The organism is uncultured Bacteroides sp. (assembly GCF_947632445.1).
GTDB lineage: Bacteria > Bacteroidota > Bacteroidia > Bacteroidales > Bacteroidaceae > Bacteroides.
On sequence record NZ_CANRPM010000058.1, the window covers coordinates 1 to 17705 of the forward strand.

Annotated in this window: 17 protein-coding genes; 1 reads left to right on the plus strand and 16 read right to left on the minus strand. The window is 52.5% G+C overall.

What is annotated here, in order from left to right:
- Positions 1-235 precede the first annotated feature (235 nt).
- The 11 genes from Q0Z70_RS10670 to Q0Z70_RS10720 form a co-directional block, all read right to left on the minus strand.
- Positions 236-1186, minus strand: coding sequence for a phosphatase PAP2 family protein (locus tag Q0Z70_RS10670; protein WP_298074375.1), 951 nt, complete (start codon positions 1184-1186; stop codon positions 236-238).
- Positions 1187-1194: 8 nt separating this feature from the next.
- The gene (locus Q0Z70_RS10675; protein ID WP_298074377.1) at positions 1195-1845 is read right to left on the minus strand and encodes a CDP-alcohol phosphatidyltransferase family protein; all 651 of its coding nucleotides are present in this window, start codon (positions 1843-1845) and stop codon (positions 1195-1197) included.
- A gap of 13 nt (positions 1846-1858) precedes the next feature.
- Entirely contained in the window at positions 1859-2389 is a 531-nt protein-coding gene (locus Q0Z70_RS10680; RefSeq protein WP_298074379.1) for a GtrA family protein, read from the minus strand.
- Entirely contained in the window at positions 2374-2847 is a 474-nt protein-coding gene (locus tag Q0Z70_RS10685) for a phosphatidylglycerophosphatase A (protein ID WP_298074380.1), read from the minus strand. The genes Q0Z70_RS10680 and Q0Z70_RS10685 overlap by 16 nt, the downstream gene beginning before the upstream one ends.
- 113 nt (positions 2848-2960) lie before the next feature.
- Positions 2961-4250: an inositol-3-phosphate synthase gene (locus tag Q0Z70_RS10690; protein WP_298074381.1), complete on the minus strand. Its 1290-nt coding sequence runs from the start codon at positions 4248-4250 to the stop codon at positions 2961-2963.
- 162 nt (positions 4251-4412) lie between these two features.
- Positions 4413-5051, minus strand: a complete 639-nt coding sequence (locus Q0Z70_RS10695) for a DUF4858 domain-containing protein (RefSeq protein WP_298074383.1) — start codon at positions 5049-5051, stop codon at positions 4413-4415.
- Between the two features lie 32 nt (positions 5052-5083).
- Positions 5084-5632, minus strand: a complete 549-nt coding sequence (locus Q0Z70_RS10700; protein ID WP_298074385.1) for a DUF4943 family protein — start codon at positions 5630-5632, stop codon at positions 5084-5086.
- Positions 5633-5651: 19 nt separating this feature from the next.
- Positions 5652-6686 (minus strand): outer membrane beta-barrel protein, encoded by a 1035-nt coding sequence (locus Q0Z70_RS10705; RefSeq protein WP_298074387.1) that lies wholly within the window; start codon positions 6684-6686, stop codon positions 5652-5654.
- A complete protein-coding gene (locus tag Q0Z70_RS10710) occupies positions 6673-7224 on the minus strand; it encodes a sigma-70 family RNA polymerase sigma factor (RefSeq protein ID WP_298074389.1) in 552 nt (183 codons plus the stop codon). Before Q0Z70_RS10710 ends, Q0Z70_RS10705 begins: the two co-directional genes overlap by 14 nt.
- A 212-nt stretch (positions 7225-7436) precedes the next feature.
- Positions 7437-8285: a carboxylating nicotinate-nucleotide diphosphorylase gene (gene nadC, locus Q0Z70_RS10715; RefSeq protein WP_298074391.1), complete on the minus strand. Its 849-nt coding sequence runs from the start codon at positions 8283-8285 to the stop codon at positions 7437-7439.
- Positions 8278-8670, minus strand: coding sequence for a DUF4783 domain-containing protein (locus tag Q0Z70_RS10720; RefSeq protein WP_298074393.1), 393 nt, complete (start codon positions 8668-8670; stop codon positions 8278-8280). Before Q0Z70_RS10720 ends, nadC begins: the two co-directional genes overlap by 8 nt.
- Positions 8671-8764: 94 nt before the next feature.
- Here Q0Z70_RS10720 and rlmH point away from each other — a divergent pair, with 94 nt between their 5' ends.
- Positions 8765-9238 carry a 23S rRNA (pseudouridine(1915)-N(3))-methyltransferase RlmH gene (gene rlmH, locus Q0Z70_RS10725; protein WP_298074395.1) on the plus strand — a complete coding sequence of 158 codons (474 nt, stop codon included), beginning with the start codon at positions 8765-8767 and terminating at the stop codon, positions 9236-9238.
- 831 nt (positions 9239-10069) lie between these two features.
- On the opposite strand, the gene Q0Z70_RS10730 is transcribed toward rlmH, so the two are convergent.
- The 5 genes from Q0Z70_RS10730 to Q0Z70_RS10750 form a co-directional block, all read right to left on the minus strand.
- Positions 10070-12946, minus strand: a complete 2877-nt coding sequence (locus tag Q0Z70_RS10730; RefSeq protein WP_298074404.1) for a bifunctional fucokinase/fucose-1-phosphate guanylyltransferase — start codon at positions 12944-12946, stop codon at positions 10070-10072.
- Positions 12947-13063: 117 nt separating this feature from the next.
- Entirely contained in the window at positions 13064-14239 is a 1176-nt protein-coding gene (locus tag Q0Z70_RS10735) for a clostripain-related cysteine peptidase (protein ID WP_298074397.1), read from the minus strand.
- A 49-nt stretch (positions 14240-14288) separates the two neighbouring features.
- The gene (locus Q0Z70_RS10740) at positions 14289-14687 is read right to left on the minus strand and encodes a hypothetical protein (protein ID WP_298074399.1); all 399 of its coding nucleotides are present in this window, start codon (positions 14685-14687) and stop codon (positions 14289-14291) included.
- A 68-nt stretch (positions 14688-14755) separates the two neighbouring features.
- The gene (locus tag Q0Z70_RS10745) at positions 14756-15616 is read right to left on the minus strand and encodes an RNA polymerase sigma factor RpoD/SigA (RefSeq protein ID WP_298074401.1); all 861 of its coding nucleotides are present in this window, start codon (positions 15614-15616) and stop codon (positions 14756-14758) included.
- Between the two features lie 244 nt (positions 15617-15860).
- Complete coding sequence (locus Q0Z70_RS10750) at positions 15861-17396, minus strand: Do family serine endopeptidase (RefSeq protein WP_298074403.1); 1536 nt, start codon at positions 17394-17396, stop codon at positions 15861-15863.
- Positions 17397-17705 lie beyond the last annotated feature (309 nt).

Sequence of the window (17705 nt, forward strand, 5' to 3'; positions counted from 1 at the left end):
ACGCATCTGTCAGTCGGTAGATACGCATCTGTCAGTCGGTAGATACGCATCTGTCAGTCGGTAGATACGCATCTGTCGGTTGGTAGATACGCATCTGTCGGTTGGTAGATACGCATCTGTCGGTTGGTAGATACGCATCTGTCAGTCGGTAGATACGCATCTGTCAGGAGCATAGATGCGCATCTGTCAGGAGCACAGATACGCATCTGTCAGAATAGAGCCGGGAGGATGCAGGTCACGACCTGACGGGCCGCTCAATGTAATCGACGTAACGCCGGAAGAAGAGCCGGAAAGTTTTGCAGCGGCGCAACAGCCACTTTTCGAGGAGCAGGATGCCTGTCAGGGCGCAGAGGATGCCCAGCAGGACGTCGATGATATAGTGGTGTCCCGAATAGACGGCCGTCCACCAGATGCCCGCCATAATGAAGGCGAAGAGGGAGATAAGCCGGGGATTGCATCGGGCCGCTACGGCGTAGTAGACCACCACAACCATGTAGGCGGCATGGAGCGAGGGAACTGCGGCAAAGACATTGGCGTTGCGTCCGTAGAGACCTTCGAAGATGTGGACGCCCAGCAGCTCGTCGAAGCGGCCGAGGCCCGCCACATTGCCCGGCGTAGACAGCACCGGTTCGAAGCCGTAGTTCATGGCATACCAGGGCGGGGCGGCGGGATGGATGTAGTATCCGGCGAATCCTACCAGGTTGACCAGCAGGAAGGCCATCGCGAAACGCAGGTAGATGCTGCGCCGCCCCTTGAAGAACATCCACAGCCCGAAGGCAAGTGGGACGGGCACCCAGCAGAGGTAGAAGAGGCCGGCCAGGATGTCGAGCAGGGGCCGGTGGTGGAGAAGGAAGTATTCGCCGGGTATCAGCGTGCGGCCGTCCGCCCCGATGCCGAAGAGGCTCTTCTCGGCTTCGTATAGGCCTTGCACGTCGATGGGGTTCAGCCGGTAGTTAGGGTACACCCGCATCCAGTCGTAGGACATGGCGAAGAGGATGAAGGGAATCAGGGCAAAGGCCAGCTTGCGGGTGGGCAGTCCCGCGTAGTAGAGCGCCAGGAAGACGCCCACCACCACGAAATGGTCGGCACGGATGCCGACGAACACCCACGTCAGTGCCATGTAGAGGACGAGGGTCAGGAGCACCCACATGCTCTCTTTCGGATTGGGCAGGAAGGAAGTATTCATCTTTCAGCTTACTTTTTCAGCAGTTTGCGACAATGGTCGATTCGGACAAAGGCCGTCCAGTTGGCCAGTACGGCAATGAGGGCCAGCGGAACCGTCAGGAAATATACGCTGTCGAAAGCCGTGCAGTTTCGGAAGACACCGCAGCAAATGGCTCCCACGGCCGTCAGCACCACCCGTTCGGGACGTTGCATCAAACCCACCTTGCACTCCAGCCCCAGTCCCTCGGCCCTTGCGCGGACGTAGCTCACCATCAGCGAACCGACGATGGCCGCACCCGCCACGATGCTGCCCCAGAGATAGCCCCGCAGCAGCAGGAAGTAGAGGATGCCGAAAAGGGTGAAAAGCTCGCTGTAACGGTCGAGCACGGAATCGTACAGGGCGCCGAAAGTGGACGACATGTTCCCTACCCTGGCAACCCGTCCGTCCATCATGTCGAACAGTCCGGCGAACAATACGATGCCGCCCGCCCATCCGGCCCAGGCCGACGCCGTGCTTCCGCCGGCAAACCCGGCATACACAAAGAGGACGGCGGCCGCGATGTTCAGCACCAGTCCCGTAGTCGTAATGAAATTGGGAGTGACCCCCGCCTTGATCAGGCCGTGCACGACAGGATTGATAATCCTGTAAACCAACTGTTGCAAATAGTCTCTATAGTTCATACAGCATAAATAATTAATCATGTTCCAAGTCTTGCGGCGGCTGCTTCCCTTTCGCGAAAAGGCGTCTGAGGTGGAAGTTGCGGTAGACAAACGTCCGCTGCATGCCGTAGTTCCAGACGAGGGCTACGGTCACGGCCACCAGTCCCTTCGCAAAGATGAAGAGGTTGTCGGCCAGACAGGCGGGCAGATGCTCCGTGCGGTCCATTCCCGTGAGCCATTCGGTCAGGAGAAAGGTGCCGCCGGTGTTGAGCAGAATACTCATTCCCCAGACAAACAGGTACTTCACGGCGACCCAGGCTTTCCGGCATTCTCCGGCATGAAACACCCATCCGTAATTGACCACGCAGTTCGTGACGCCTCCCGCAACCGAGCCGATAAAGGTGGCATACAGGTAGAAGAGGCCGCAGAACTTGGCCAGCACGATGGTGACCAAAAAGTCGACGGCGCTCGCAAGCCAGGCCGATACCTGCGCCTTGCAGAACATCCACATTTCCCTGCGCCGATGCCTGCGTCCTCCTCCGTCTGCTGTCATCCGGTTATCCATCTGAATGCTGCCAATATGACAAGACCGTAGATGCCCGCCAAAATATCGTCCGTCATCACGCCCCATCCTCCGGGCAGCTTCTCCATCCGGCGGATGCCAAGCGGCTTGAATATGTCGAAGAAGCGGAAGAGTGCAAAGGCGGCCAGACCATATCCCGCATGTCCGGCAGGAGCCGCCAGCAGGCTGATCCAGACACCTGCCATTTCGTCGACGACCACCCGCGAAGGGTCTTCGCCCCAGAAAGGCTCCAGACGGTCGGCCGCCCATACGCCTGCCGGAGTAAACACGGCAATCAGGACCAGCGTCGTCCACCACAACGCCCCTCCCGATAGGAGGAACGAGAGAAGATACCACGTTCCGGCAGCCAGCAGCGCACCGGCTGTGCCGGGTGCCACCGGCGAAAAGCCCGAACCGAAACCCGTGCCTATCAGCATCGGAAGGAAAGGCGGTCTGTCCATTGTCTTGTCTCTCTGTTTTACACAAAAGAGGGTGTACACCACTGAAACGGTCTGTAACCGTCGGCGTACACCCTCTCTCCTATTTTATACCATTGCTTTCTGTCATCCGTCCCTTAGTCAAGATAGCCGGGTTCTTTCTCGCCCACCATGCCGCGGATCGTCTGCTTCACCATGCGCCACTGCTGGAAGAGGTCGTGCACCGGCTCGTGTTCGAAGTCGTGCATCGGGCTCTTGCAGAAGAACGAAAGCCACGTCTGGATGCCACACATGCCTGCACGCAGGGCCAAGTCGCTGAAGAGCACCAGGTCGAGTGCGATAGGTGCGGCCAGAATCGAGTCGCGGCACAGGAAGTTGACCTTGATTTCCATCGGATAACCCATCCAGCCGAAGATGTCGATGTTGTCCCATGCCTCCTTGTTATCCTTGCGGGGCGGATAGTAGTTGATGCGTACCTTGTGGTAGACATTGCCGTAGAGGTCGGGGAATTTTTCGGGTTCGAAGATGTTGTCGATGACCGACAGCTTGCTCACTTCCTTCGTCTTGAAGTTTTCGGGCTGGTCGAGTACTTCGCCGTCGCGATTGCCGAGGATGTTGGTAGAGAACCATCCGCTCACGCCCAGCATGCGCGTCTTGAACATCGGAGCCAGCACGGTCTTCATCAGCGTCTGCCCGCTCTTGAAGTCCTTGCCTGCGATGGGCACGTTCATCTTCTTGGAAAATTCCCACATGGCGGGCGTGTCTACGCAGAGGTTGGGAGCGCCCATCACGAAAGGAGCTCCTTCGGCTATGGCCGCATAGGCGTAGCACATGCTCGGCGAGATTACCTCCGTGTTGTTCTCCTTCATAGCCTTCTCTAACGCAGCAAGCGACTTGTGTTCGTCGGAAAGGGGCACGAAGATTTCCGTACTTGCCGCCCACAACACGACGATGCGTTCGCAACCGTTGGCAGCCTTAAACTCGCGGATGTCCTGACGGAGCTGATCCACCATGTCCCAGCGCGTGGCGGCCGACTTGATGTGCGTGCCGTTCAGACGTTTGGCAAAATTATGGTCGAAAGCGGCCTTCATCGGACGAATGGCTTTCAGCTCGTCTTTCACCAAGTTCAGATCTTTCTCCTTCAACACTTCGGCATACATGGCTGCCTCGTAGGCATCGTCGGCAAAGATGTCCCAACCTCCGAATACGATGTCGTTCAGGTCGGCCAGGGGAACGATCTCTTTGACCGGATGCACCTTGCCGTCCTGCATTTTCATTGTGGCCATCTGGGTTATCGAACCGATTGCCTTTGCCAGTCCCTTGCGGGCTGCCAATACACCTGTAATCATAGTGGTAGCTACGGCGCCACCCACTCCTACGACCAGTACGCCCAAGCGTCCTGTTGCCGGTTTAATCATTTCTCTCATGCCATTATTTTATTTAGAGTTTTAAAAAATTGCCCAAAGTTAGCAGTTTTTACTGATTTATAGTATCCTTTTTCCCGTTTTGTTGGCCTGTTAGCAAGATTTAAGTAAAATATGTGGAATATACCGGCTGCACAGGCGGTATGGGAAGTACGGTTTTCTTCACTATCGGTCACGGATGGAGTCGGCGTACATGCGGAGAACTTCCAGCGTCCGCGCCCTTCGCTTGCGGGCACGGATATTCCAGGCTCCCTTGTCGGGCATCAGGCTATAACCCGAAGGAGGGCCGACGGCCTGCCATCCGAGAACGACCCGGTTGGCCACACGCCCCACTACCACATAGCGGAGGCCGGTGGCTTCTATCTGTTCGACCGTCTCGCGCGGGCCGGCATCGAGCGGCGACCGGGCCCAATTAGAGTAAATGGTTCTCGTCTTCAGTTCGTAGAAAGGATCGTTGCGCCAGGTATGCTTGCCGACTTTTATCTTGCATTGCCTTACCGGATCCCAGTTATAGGGCGTGCTTGCCGTATAGGGAAAGAGAGTCAGTTTCACCTTGCGCGGACGGATGCCCTGCACGGAAGGCAACGTTCCGTCCACCTCAAGCCATGACTTCGACCCGACGACTTCGGGGCTTTCCCAAAGGGGTTCGTCCACTTCCTTCAGGATGTCCGGTCTGAGGATAATCTCCCCGTCGGACTGAAGCAGCTGCCAGAGGCGGAGGGAGTCGGCTTTCGTCCAACCTTGCGCATGAAGGGGAAGAACAGTCAGCCAAAGCAACCCGTACAGGTATCGGAAACGTTTCACAATGCGATCGGGAAATGGGTACGCAACCGGGTTTACCACCACATGTATCCGCTGCCGCAGAGAGGCTCGTCGTAGCAGGGATCTATCGTCCACATGGTACGCGGATACTTGCGGCTCTCCCACCAGCGGCGGTATCGGACGGCAGCGTCAAGCACTTCTTCGTCGGAGAGGAAGTAGATGCCTTCGTAGTTGTCCGCATCGGTATGCACCATCTTGCACCCCATCGACGCATGATGCCCCAGACGAATGGTCTCCACCGTCCAAAGAATACATTCACCCAAGCGAAGCCTGCCGGATGCCGAATAAGAGGCCGTAGCCAAAGGAAAGGAAGGGATGAGTGTCAGGTCGTCGGCATACCTCAGAAGGCGGCTGATATCCGCACGGGTAAACTTGGGCAGCTTGCCTAAGGCATCTTCTCCGTCGGCGTGGTATTTACCTGACCGAAGCTGGTCGACAAAAAGGTCGACATCGGGATTTTCAGAATCGAAAGTTTCGGCATGGCACGCCGTGAAAGTCAGTGCCAACGTCAACAGCCAACCTGCAAGGAGACTGTATAACAGGGATTTTAATGTGGTAGTCATAGTCGTTGAGTTTTATCGGTTAGTATGTCATGCGTACACCGCACAAAAGATTGAAATTGGCAGGACGTTCCGTCCGCAGGGTACGGGTGGAAGAATCCGTATCGAAATGGTAGGTCAGCATCGGCTCGGCAAAAAGGGCAAAGCGGTCGTTCAATTTGTAGCGTACCCCTACTCCCGCCAAAGCGGCCAGTTGCAGGGGTTCGGCTCCGAAGCTGTTGTTCTCGGCTCCGGCCACACACTTCTCCACGCTTCCGCCCGCCATAGCATAAAGGTCGACTTTGTCATTGCCTGCCAGGTTTACATTCAGTCTCACGGGGATGGAAAGCGTATGGTAGGTGTGACTGCCTTCCGGCACAGCCGCGTCGTGCAGGCGATTGTATTGCAGCCCCGCTTCCAGTGAAAAGCATTTGTTTAGCCGACGTTCTACGTTGATTCCCGTCGTCAAAGGCATCCTGAAATCGCCATCGGGCAATGAACTGCCCACGTAGACCTTTAAGGCCCAGTTGCGCGGTTTCAACGCAGACTTGGAAAAGGTTTTTTCCTCTGCCTGCGGTGACGAATCGGCTTCTTGTGCCGACATGTCTCCGGCCGATGAGACAGCATGATAGCCGCCCGGCTTGTTTCGTCCTATATGGCCATACACCTGCTGTGTGACGCGGATGGAGACATGTACAGACATCGTCTGTTCGTCCTCATCTTCAGCAACATCTGAAGCAGCCGACACAGGTTGCATCTGCCCTGCGGAAGGGAGCGCAGGAGCCGTTTCCTCTACGCCGGGCACGAATGGCGGCAACTGCGTAAAGGTTCCTCTCATCTCCTCTCTCGGAGAAAAGAGCCAGAAGGCAGCCGACGCCATGCCCAGCACCAACACAACCGAGGCGGCGACTGCTATCCTATAAAACACAGGAGACAAGATACGACGCTTGCTTTCAGGAATGCCTGAAGCGGGCAAATCGCGCTCCAATGCTTCCCAAAAGCCCTCGTTGACAGGCATCTCCGACCCGCCTAACTTCTGACGGAACAATCCGACAATTTCTTCGTTATTTCCTTTCATGTTCTGTATATTCTTTTATTCTCTTTGCTAACAAATTTTTGGCCCTGTGGAGTTGCGAGGTGGAAGAATGTTCCTTGATGTGAAGCAGGCGGGCTATCTCCTTGTGCGACTTTTCCTCGAACACATACAGGTTGAAGACTGTTCGGCATCCGTCGGGCAATTCGGCCACAAACTGCATCAATATTTCCTCAGACAACCGGCTTCCACTTTCCGCGACATCCGCTTCATCCGCCATGTCAGGCAATTGGGTGTCACTGACTATTAACTGATTGAAGCGTTGCTTACGCCGCAGGTAGTCGATGGCTTGTGTCATCATCACGCGCGTCATCCACGTGACCAGCGAACATTCGCCCCGAAAGGTGAAATTGGAAAAGATCTTGATGAAACCGTCGTGCAACACATCGTGGGCTTCATCAATATCACCCACATAACGATAGCACACGGCCAGCATCTGGCGGGAATAAAGAGTGTACAATTCTTTCCGAGCAGCATTATCGCCTGCCCGACACCCTTCAACCAGCCCTATTTCACAATCCAATGCCAACCTTTTACGGACGCTTCCCCGCGTCTTTTGTCTGTTAGACGCAGCATCTGTCCAAATGCTGCAATTCTAAGATTAAAAAGAAGTTAAAGATAGAGACCTATTTACGTCTCCATACACATGAACAGAAAAGAAAAAGCCTTTCATAAACTGCCCTGCAATCAGACAATCTATGAAAGGCAAATCCTGTTATCTAATCAATATGAAAATCAACAAGCCTTGAAACTCATGTCGAGTCCCTTCACGGAGTGAGTCAAGGCACCAACAGAGATGAAGTCGACGCCACACTCGGCATAGTCGCGCAGGGTGTCGAACGTGATGCCGCCCGATGACTCCGTTTCGTAGCGGCCGCCCACCATTTCGACGGCCTTGCGGGTCATCTCAGGCGTGAAGTTGTCGAACATGATACGGTCTATGCCTCCCAAATCAAGCACCTGTCGGAGTTCGTCGAAGTTACGCACTTCGATTTCTATCTTCAGGTTCTTTCCCTTGGCCTTGCAATATTCTTTTGCGCGGGTGATAGCCTTGTCAATGCCGCCTGCAAAGTCCACGTGATTGTCTTTCAGCAGGATCATGTCGAAAAGGCCGATGCGATGGTTCACCCCTCCTCCTATCTTGACGGCCATCTTTTCGAGGATGCGCATGCCGGGAGTGGTCTTACGGGTATCAAGTACGCGGGTATGCGTTCCTTTGAGACGCTCCTGATACTTGTGGGTCATGGTGGCGATGCCGCTCATACGCTGCATGATGTTCAGCATCAGACGCTCTGTCTGGAGAAGCGACTGCACCTTGCCTTCCACAATCATGGGCACGTCGCCGGGCTTCACTTCGGCACCGTCATTGATGTAAACCATCACCTTCATGGTGGAGTCAAAGCGGCGGAACACTTCCTTGGCTACCTCAATGCCGGCTAAGATGCCTGCTTCTTTAATCAGCAACTTCGACTTGCCCATCGCCGTCTCAGGAATACACGAGAGGGTGGTATGGTCGCCGTCGCCTATGTCTTCCGCAAAAGCCAAGTCTATCAGCCTGTCTATCAGTTCTTGTTCCTTATTCATTCGTCTTATCAATTCTTATTTGATGTATAATGTAATTGCTATTTACCTTTCTAAGAAAACAATTCACACGAAATGTTCCTCTGCCCGTCTGCATCGTGCCGACAATGAAGCCGGACTCATTCCGTTTGCCTTGATGCTTGACATCAAAGCGGTTTACCTCGTTTTTGGCAAAAAAATCCGATAGAATATCTGAGGCTTTTTCTTTATCGACATGGGTTGTCTCATTCAAAATAACTAACTCGACTTTGTCACCCATATAACGGGTCAGTCCCTTGGGACTTCCCTTTTGAAAGGCTGTCAACACTTCGGCAGGGATTTCCTGCGCCATCAGTGCAGCCACCCCCGTCCATAAGCAGAACAATACAAAGAGAACCTGTTTCTTCATATCACAAGCGTTTACCCACGCAAAGGTAGAAATTTATTGTAAGAAAACGCAAGAAAAGTCGTACTTTTGTGCGCCAAACCAACCTCAAAGACGTATGAAAACCATTCTGCTTGTTGTAGGAAAAACCATTGAGCCTCATTTCATTACTGCCATTGCCGATTACGTGCAACGCACAAAACACTACCTGTCGTTCGACATGGAGGTAATCCCCGAACTGAAGAATACCAAAAGCCTGTCCGAAGAAGTGCAGAAAGAAAAGGAAGGCGAACTGATCCTAAAAGCGCTCCAGCCGGGCGACGTTGTGGTGCTGCTCGACGAAGGAGGAAAAGAAATGCGCTCCATGGAGTTTGCCGACTACATGAAGCACAAAATGAATACGGTGAACAAGCGGCTGGTTTTCGTTATCGGAGGGCCCTACGGCTTCGCACCGAAGGTCTACGAGACAGCCCACGAGAAGATGTCGATCTCACGCATGACTTTTTCCCATCAGATGGTGCGGCTTATCTTCGTGGAACAGCTCTATCGCGCCATGTCCATCCTGAACGGAAGCCCCTATCACCATGAGTAATGGAGAATTATTTCTCTACAAAGCATTCTTAATTAACGTGAGTTCGACATAAAATCAAAAAATAGCAAAGTTGCCCGTCCTTGATAAAGTTCATTTCAATGGCGGGTTTCTTTTCAATGCAGCAACAGGCTGCGATAACTGACGATGAATCGGCAATGAAATTTCTATTCCCTTCCGCTGTCACGCAGCACTTCCTAAAGTCCCGACGCAGTGCTGCGTGAGGGTGTCATGCAGTGCTTTATGAGGAGGAGACGAAGCACTTCGTCAGAGGGTCAGCAAGCACGGCGTCAGGACGGAATGAATTGCCCGTGAAAAAAGATGGAAGAAAAACGGGGTTTTATCACGAATAAAACAGTCCTGTCACACTAATTTGTTGATATACAGTCGGTTGCTGCGACAGTGACAGCAGCTGTGCAAACTTTTTTGAAATAAAATAAAAAATAGGCTGCCTTTAAAGGAAAGGTATTTTTTATTTTTCGCGGAAATGTTTACCAAAGGTACTAAGGTGTCGCACTAATTTATTGATAATCTGTTACTTGATGTGACAGGACTATTTTGAACCCCTCCCGGATTATTTCCAAAGTGATTTGGAAGCTTTCATAGACAAGATAGCTGATAAAAAGGGAGGATGTTTGTTGTCCTCCCTTTTTTATGGTCATCCGATATTTATTCCCAACAAATCTCTATAACTTCAGACTCCGAAAACATAGTGACAATCGTTTAAATGTAATAGCTTGACACTATAAATGTAATGCTTTTACAGCTACGTTTCTATTAATCAGATAAATATATTCATTCTTATATCGAACTCACGTTAATTATCATTTAAAATCAAGACCTCGACACTTGGAAACCTTTGTCAGACAGAGACATCTCGACGAAGCGGGCGCGTGGATTGGGTGCCTCGCGGGTCAATGTCTCTCGGATGCGAAGGGCGACCTGCGGATCTTTGGCCACCATGTAGAGGTAGCCTCCCCCACCCGCGCCCGGCAACTTGCAGCCCAGCGTATAATCCTTGATTTTGTTAATAATCTCTTCTACGGCCGGTGGATTGGTACCGCTGTCTAATGCCTTGTTTTGCATCCATGTCTTGCCCACCAGCTTGCCGAAAGCTTTGAAGTCGTTGCGCTGGATGGCTTCGGCCAGGTCGAGCGCATGCACTTTCATCTCGGCCAGCAAGGAAAGGTGAGGCCCCGAATTAAGGAACATTGAGCGGACAATCTCCGCCAAGATACCTTTGGCCGTGCGAGTGATGCCTGTATAGTAGAGCAGGTGGCAGGCACGATATTCAGGCTGAACAAAAAGGTGGTCGGGCAGCCAACGCACCAAAGGCTGCTGGACGAAGCCCGGTTCCGTCTGCAGAAGCTTGATGCCCTGAAGCACACCGCCATACTGATCTTGCCAACCGCCGCCCGTAGTAAGCAGTTGTTCGAGGGCAAGAGTGCGGCGGCACACCTCGTTCTTGTCCCACGACAGGCCGCAGAAATCGCTCAACGAACCCAAGACAGTAGAAGCCAGGATGGAGCTGGTGCCCAACCCTGAACCCGCCGGGATGGCTGATAGGAGCGTGATTTCGATGCCTGTACCAAAGGCCTGGAGTTGTTCAGCCAACGTAGCATAGGCTACCTCAGAGAACTTGGGTGAAAAGCCCGCCAGCACCAATGCCGCTTTGGGAATGGAAAAGGGCGAGCCTATCTGACAATAATCATGCAATTCCTCGTATGTACGGATGACCTCCATGGCTCCCATGTCGATGGAGCGGAGGATGATGTGAAAGTCCTTGCAAGGCTTGACATACACCTGCAGGGGCGGCTGGCCGTTGAGCTCGACGGCAATGTTCACCACATGCCCGCCCGCCAAGAGCGAATAGGGAGGCGTGTCGGTCCATCCGCCTGCCATGTCGACGCGCACAGGGCTTCTTCCCCACACAATTTGGTCGCTATAGACGTTGAGTACGGGGTGGCTCTTGTGTTTGTAGAGGTCGGCCAGCAGACCTTCGCGAAGCAGGCCGAAGGCAGCCTGTTCGTCAGTCTTATAATCGGCGCCGTCCAGCTTGTCCACCTGCGCACGAAGCATGCGGTTATGGATGCGTTGCATCAGCGGAGCATCGTCAGACAGTGGGGCCGGCTTCGGCAGGCCAAGACGATGATATTCACGCGCAGCGTCGGCCAAGTCGAGCTGATAGAAGACGCTCTTCTCGTAGTTCGCAGCCAGCAACTTCCAATTCTCCCTGACAAAAGCTTCGCGCTGGGCATAGAGACGGCGCAGGTCGGCACGGGCGGAAATCTCATCGGCCGAGAGACGTTCAGCATCCAACCACATCTGGCGCATCTCCCACAGAAGGGGTTCGGACGTCATCCAGCGCACCATCTGCCCCATTGTCTCCACGTCGTGAACCACAGGGAAGAGAGCGGCGGCCTGAATATCGTCATGACGGCCGGGCACATCATCCAGCGTCAACTCGCGGCACTCCAGCCAAAATTTGAAGGGATGGCCCTGATAAAGGGTGTTCTCATCGTCCAATGCACCCTTGAAAGCATCGTCGAAGCCATAGGGACGCACCGTCCATCCCCCACTCTGCAGAGGCACAATGTCGATGCAGATGCCGTCCTGCAAGACGAGCGGCCAATCGTTGCGGGGCACGCCCGTAATGATCTGACGGGCACCCACCTCCCACGAAGCAGGCACACAGCTGTTTTCTATCCACACGCTGTCATTGGCTTCGGAAAACCTGACACCCACTTCGGCGTTTTGAGTAAAGATGGCAGGGTTAGGTTTCACCTTGTGATGCATAATCTGACGCTGGTCATACACCTTGTTCTGCAAGGAGACGGTACTCGAAAGCAGCTCGCGGCCGGTTCCGTAATGATAGAACTCGCCACCCGGCAGGGGCAGGATAGCCACCGACAAGGCGTTCAGCTCGTCGTCCACGATGCTCGGATGGGCACCCAGTGCCCGACCAAAATCAGAGTAGAGGTCGTAGTCGCGCAGATCGAACCAAGATACGGCAGGGTCAATCGCTCCTTCGACCTTGAGCGAGCGCTTCTTGAGCAGCTCGACAGCACGGTCGCTCAATAGCCAGATACCGATATCCATTAAGAAGAGATGGGTTTGTGACAGGGCTTCGAGCTCGGTCAGCGAAGGTTTTTGAAGCATAAAATCGAGCACTTCGGGCTCCTTACGGCTGGAGACGAACACACCGTGATGGGTGGCCAGTACAGGATCCACCCACAAGCCGTAGCACACCACATCGGCCTCAGGAATCTCTTGCAAGGGCTCTTCAGCGCAGATATAAACGTCGCCGCTGGCTATAAGGGTGCGAAGCGACTTGGGAGCACGCTCCATTATCTTTTCATACAAGGGGAGTTGCAGGGAGAGCAGATGTTGACCCAGCCGCTGACCGCGTGCCCAGCGAAAGACAGGCAGGGGCGTCAGTATCTTACCAGATGGGGCATAGGAAGGAAGACGGCGACTCTGTCCGCCGGCATGAAGGAGGATGCGCTTCTCGGCCTTAGCCTCAGCGGAACGGTTCTGCTCCCACTGGCGCAGGAGCCAAGTAGTGCCGCCACCCGAACCCAGTTTCATGCCGACAGGATCGGAGGTACAAAACCATTCGTTCGTGTCCACATGTTCCAGTTCGGAGAAAGCCTCCACTAAGTTAGGGGGCAATGACAACAGCTTTTGCATATCGTTCTTCTTTTGTAGTATCCAATAATTATCGGCTCAATTCTATAGAAAGAACTCTCCGAAAAACAAGTTCTCCCTTCAAGATTCCGCTACAACACTCCCCGCCCACTGCCTCGACCGACAGCAAAGGCAGGCCAATTACCACCCCAACTTCTCCAACCCTGCGTCGCGATACCATTGCAGGGAACGGTAGGCTGCATCGCGCTGAATGCTGCTGCCGGGGATGTAATGGGTGATTCCTTTGGTATCCTTCACAGGGATAGAGAACATGCCGACAAACTGAGAGTAATTTTTGGGTGTAGAGTTCCAATCGGCAATAGCGGTATTTAACGTTTGTATCCACGCAGCATACGAAGCATCATCGAGCACCTGCTCCATGAGTTGTTTCAGGTCGAAATAGCCCACATAGTCGCGCGGCCTGACATCGTAGTCGAAAACTTCCTCTTTCAAGACATCAATATCCACCTCCTCTTCCGGCAAGAGCCGGGCGGTGAGTGAGGCTAACTGTTCCAAGGCGTCGGTGCGAATAACGCTGATGGATGTACCGCCCGTCCAATGGGTGCTGGAAATGCCGATACCGTCCTTATAGATTTTATAGTAGAAGTCGAAATAGGCTTTGGACATCTCGACCGCAGCTTGCTCAGCCGACATTAGGGGGACTAAGCGTTCGTAGGGAGCACCGGGACCTGGAGTTTCGGTAGGCGAACCGATGTAGTAGTCTGTAAAGCTACGCAACTCGTAGGCTACCTCAACAGAAGCCATGAAGCAGGCATCAAACATAAGGAAATCAAGATGGGGCACCGACTGAAGGACCGTCACCAGCTCGGAGATATTCATGTAGTGAGTACCGTCGGTAGTGTCCTGACCTACCCAGCGGGTCGAAGGTCCGTAAGGAATCCACCCGTCGGCGTGCGACCAGTAAATCAGGCCGTAACCTTCGGCTTTGAAATCGGGATTGGAAAATACATCGGTAAAGACTTCGCGCGTCTCGTCCAAACCCACGGAATTGCGGTCGTCGTAGGTGCGTATCACGTCTTCCACCACCTCGTCGTTCTGCTTCTTTAGCTCTATGAGGCGGGGCGAACTGCCTGTGTCAATGTAGACGAGCAGATGAAGCATACCGTCGGATACCTGCGCCATGCCTTCCTTCATTTCCTTCAAATCGTTCAAGGCAAAGGAAGAAAGATTGTTGTCGGCAGCCAGATAGACCAAAACCGTCCGCCTATAAGGTATTGTTTCGGGTTCATCATCTTTGTGACAGGACGTCAGCAGAAAAGGAAACAGGACGATGGGGAATAGAAACCAATGTTTCATCGCAGGAAACTCTATTATTTATTTCATAAAAACATATCTCTGTACAACCTCATTCTTCTGTTTTTTTGAACTGAAACTCCGAAGCGTCAATCGGCCGCAAGGTCTGTTTGCTTTTCAGATAGCCCGACTTCACTTTAGAAGCCTCTTTCTCAAGTTTCTTCTTGTTGTTGGAAAAATAGATGACGCACGTATAGTTGAACTTCTCCAAATTATATTCCAGATGGTTCTTCAGCTGGTAGGAATACAGGTCGCGCCGGGGCAAAAAGCCATGCTGGTCGAGATATACGCTGTCCAGCAACTGGATGTCAGTATAATAGACCAGTGTGTCGGTGAACGAAGCTGCCACGCCAAAAACATACACGGGCTTTTCCTTGTCTCTTTTCATCGTAAAGGCGGAACACATCAAGAAAGTCAGAGCCACCGCCATAATCAGTCGAATGTATTTCATACGTCTTTCTGATTTCAATAATTCCGATTTATTACTTCTTCTGGTTTGTCGGAAACCGATGTTTCCACTCATCCCAAGTAAGATTTGAGCAATTTGCTACGATCACCTTGTCTTAATCTTCTGATAGCTTTTTCCTTGATTTGGCGTACACGTTCACGGGTCAGTCCGAATTTGTCGCCGATTTCCTCCAAGGTCATTTCCTGTCGTCCGATGCCAAAGAACATCTGGATGATCTCCTTTTCACGTTCGGTCAGCGTAGAAAGCGCTCTATCAATTTCCCTTGCAAGAGACTCGTCCACCAACGAGCGGTCAGCCATAGGCGAATCGTCATTTACCAAAACATCCAGCAGACTGTTGTCCTCTCCCTCGACGAAAGGCGCATCAACCGATATGTGGCGGCCGGACACCTTCAACGTATCGGAGATTTTGTCAACAGGAATTCCCAACTCATCGGCTAACTCTTCGGGCGACGGACGGCGCTCGTTCTCCTGCTCGAACTTGAAGAAGGCTTTGCTGATCTTGTTCAGCGAGCCTACCTGGTTGAGTGGCAGGCGCACGATACGCGACTGTTCGGCCAAGGCTTGCAGAATGGACTGGCGTATCCACCACACCGCGTAGCTGATAAACTTGAAACCACGTGTCTCATCGAACTTTTCGGCTGCTTTAATCAGACCCAAATTGCCTTCGTTGATCAAGTCGGGCAGACTCAAGCCCTGGTTCTGATACTGTTTTGCAACAGATACGACGAAACGCAGATTGGCACGTGTCAGTTTCTCCAATGCAACACGGTCACCCTTGCGGATGCGCTGAGCAAGCTCCACTTCTTCTTCGACGGTAATGAGGTCCTCACGTCCGATTTCCTGCAAATACTTGTCCAAAGAAGCGCTCTCTCGGTTAGTGATACTTTTGGTAATTTTCAGTTGTCTCATTCTTCTATATACATATTGGGGCGACAAAGCTACGACAAAAAATCGGATTAGTGCCCATCTTTTGCCATCTTTTTGCCAAGTTCAACAAAAAATCCGGGAAACACCTTTCAGGCTCCTTACAAAAGGTAACAAAAAGAGTGCCGACAAGTTCTTTGCCGGCACCACTTACAAGATAAATTAAACAAAGTTCAATCTTCTTACCTTATCAACTGTCTAACCTGTTTTATTCCTAATACCCAATCTTTTATTCCTGCCCTAAGTCCACTGCGTAGCTGGCACGCTTGCCTGAGGGGAACATACCGGTGATGAAGAGCACTTGTTCAGGCGTCTGTGTAGCGGCCTTCAGTACACTCTCCAAATCCTCGACAGTCTTCATCGGTTCGCCGTTGGTTTTCAGGATGATGAAGCCCTTGCGGATGCCTGCATCGGCCATCTTCCCACCGCTGACGCCCGTCACTTCGAGGCCATAACCTAAGTTGAGCTGGCGGCGCAAGTCGGCGTCAATCGGCTTGAAGGCGGCACCCAGGATTTCCATACCGGCATTCTTGACAACCTTCGTGTTGCCCTGAGCGTTTTTCAGCGTGATGGTCACTTCTTTTTCCTTCTTGTCGCGGACAATGGTCAGCTGCACCTTGTCGCCCGGACGGTGCTTGGACAGAGCCTCCTGCAACTCAGTGAACTTATGCAACTTCTTGCCATCCAGCTTGATGATGACATCGTTTTCCTTTAGGATGCCGGCAGACGAACCACCTTCGATAACTTCAGCCACCAGGATACCGTCCTTCACGCCCAGCTCTTCCATACGTTTCTCCATCTCCTTCACCACTTCGTTGTTCATCTGCAGGTCGGTCGTAAAGTCACCGCCCTTAATGCCCAACAATGCACGCTGTACAGTACCGTATTGTTTCAGGTCGGAAACGACTTTCGTCATCAGGTTGGTAGGAATGGCAAAACCATAGCCCGAATAGGCACCCGTAGGTGAATAAAGCATGGCATTAATACCTACCAGCTCGCCCGCAGCGTTGACTAAGGCACCACCACTGTTACCTGAGTTAATAGCGGCATCGGTCTGAATGAACGACTGGATGCTGGCTGCCTGTCCGTTAGCAGCCGTCGTACCGATGGAACGAGCCTTGGCACTTACGATACCTGCCGTCACAGTAGAATTCAAATTGAACGGGTTACCTACGGCCAATACCCATTCGCCTACCTTCAGGTCGTCCGAATTGCCCACAGGAATGGTGGGAAAATCGTCACCTTCGACCTTCAGCAAGGCCAAGTCGGTGTCGGGGTCGGTACCAATGACACGTCCTTTCAATTCGCGTTCGTCGTTAAGCTTCACGGTAATTTCGTCAGCTCCTTCGACTACGTGGTTGTTCGTCACGATGTAACCATCCTTCGAGATGATGACACCCGAACCGAAGCCCACACGCGGCTGTGTCTGAATCTGACGCTGCTGGCCGCGTCCGTCGCCAAAGAAGAAGTCGAAAAAGTCAGGTTGCACCTGCACCGTGCGCGTCTTGCTCAGCTCTGTAGCGCGGATATGCACCACAGCATGTACCGAACTTTCGGCGGCTTGGGTCAGATCAATAGGCTGCGCATTGACAGCACTCAGACCTGCCAACCTTATATTATCGGGATTTTGCTGGAAAAGCTCACTGAACGTCGCGTTTTCCGTCTGTTGCTTCGCCATTAACTTATAGGCGGTAAAGCCACCTATCGCGGAACTCAGAAGTACGCCGGCGGCGACTCCCATTACCATTTTTACTGTCCGTTTCATAAATCTTATCTCTTTAAAATGTTAATATTCGACTTTGTTTTAACTTTATGACGTTAAAATAACGACAAAAACTATTCAGTTATTCACCCTGTCAGTCTTTTTTGTCCTCTTTTAACAAAGCCTTTTTTGAGCTTAACAGCGGTTAACGGCATAGGCTGACAATTTAGCATTTATGCACGTTTCCTGCCACTTTAACACTTTAAGGCTCAGAGCGCAAAAATATGTTTCCGCTGTTAGTGGTCAAAAAAGGGCATAGAGAGAAAGCGAGATATCTTTGTGACAAAAAAGACGGCAAAGATGTACAGCAGC

Coding starts and splice junctions, on each gene's coding strand:
- Q0Z70_RS10670 (WP_298074375.1), bottom strand. CDS start 1,186: ATGAATACTTCCTTCCTGCCCAATCCGAAAGAGAGCATGTGGGTGCTC.
- Q0Z70_RS10675 (WP_298074377.1), bottom strand. CDS start 1,845: ATGAACTATAGAGACTATTTGCAACAGTTGGTTTACAGGATTATCAAT.
- Q0Z70_RS10680 (WP_298074379.1), bottom strand. CDS start 2,389: ATGGATAACCGGATGACAGCAGACGGAGGAGGACGCAGGCATCGGCGC.
- Q0Z70_RS10685 (WP_298074380.1), bottom strand. CDS start 2,847: ATGGACAGACCGCCTTTCCTTCCGATGCTGATAGGCACGGGTTTCGGT.
- Q0Z70_RS10690 (WP_298074381.1), bottom strand. CDS start 4,250: ATGAGAGAAATGATTAAACCGGCAACAGGACGCTTGGGCGTACTGGTC.
- Q0Z70_RS10700 (WP_298074385.1), bottom strand. CDS start 5,632: ATGACTACCACATTAAAATCCCTGTTATACAGTCTCCTTGCAGGTTGG.
- Q0Z70_RS10705 (WP_298074387.1), bottom strand. CDS start 6,686: ATGAAAGGAAATAACGAAGAAATTGTCGGATTGTTCCGTCAGAAGTTA.
- nadC (WP_298074391.1), bottom strand. CDS start 8,285: ATGAATAAGGAACAAGAACTGATAGACAGGCTGATAGACTTGGCTTTT.
- Q0Z70_RS10720 (WP_298074393.1), bottom strand. CDS start 8,670: ATGAAGAAACAGGTTCTCTTTGTATTGTTCTGCTTATGGACGGGGGTG.
- rlmH (WP_298074395.1), top strand. CDS start 8,765: ATGAAAACCATTCTGCTTGTTGTAGGAAAAACCATTGAGCCTCATTTC.
- Q0Z70_RS10735 (WP_298074397.1), bottom strand. CDS start 14,239: ATGAAACATTGGTTTCTATTCCCCATCGTCCTGTTTCCTTTTCTGCTG.
- Q0Z70_RS10740 (WP_298074399.1), bottom strand. CDS start 14,687: ATGAAATACATTCGACTGATTATGGCGGTGGCTCTGACTTTCTTGATG.
- Q0Z70_RS10745 (WP_298074401.1), bottom strand. CDS start 15,616: ATGAGACAACTGAAAATTACCAAAAGTATCACTAACCGAGAGAGCGCT.
- Q0Z70_RS10750 (WP_298074403.1), bottom strand. CDS start 17,396: ATGAAACGGACAGTAAAAATGGTAATGGGAGTCGCCGCCGGCGTACTT.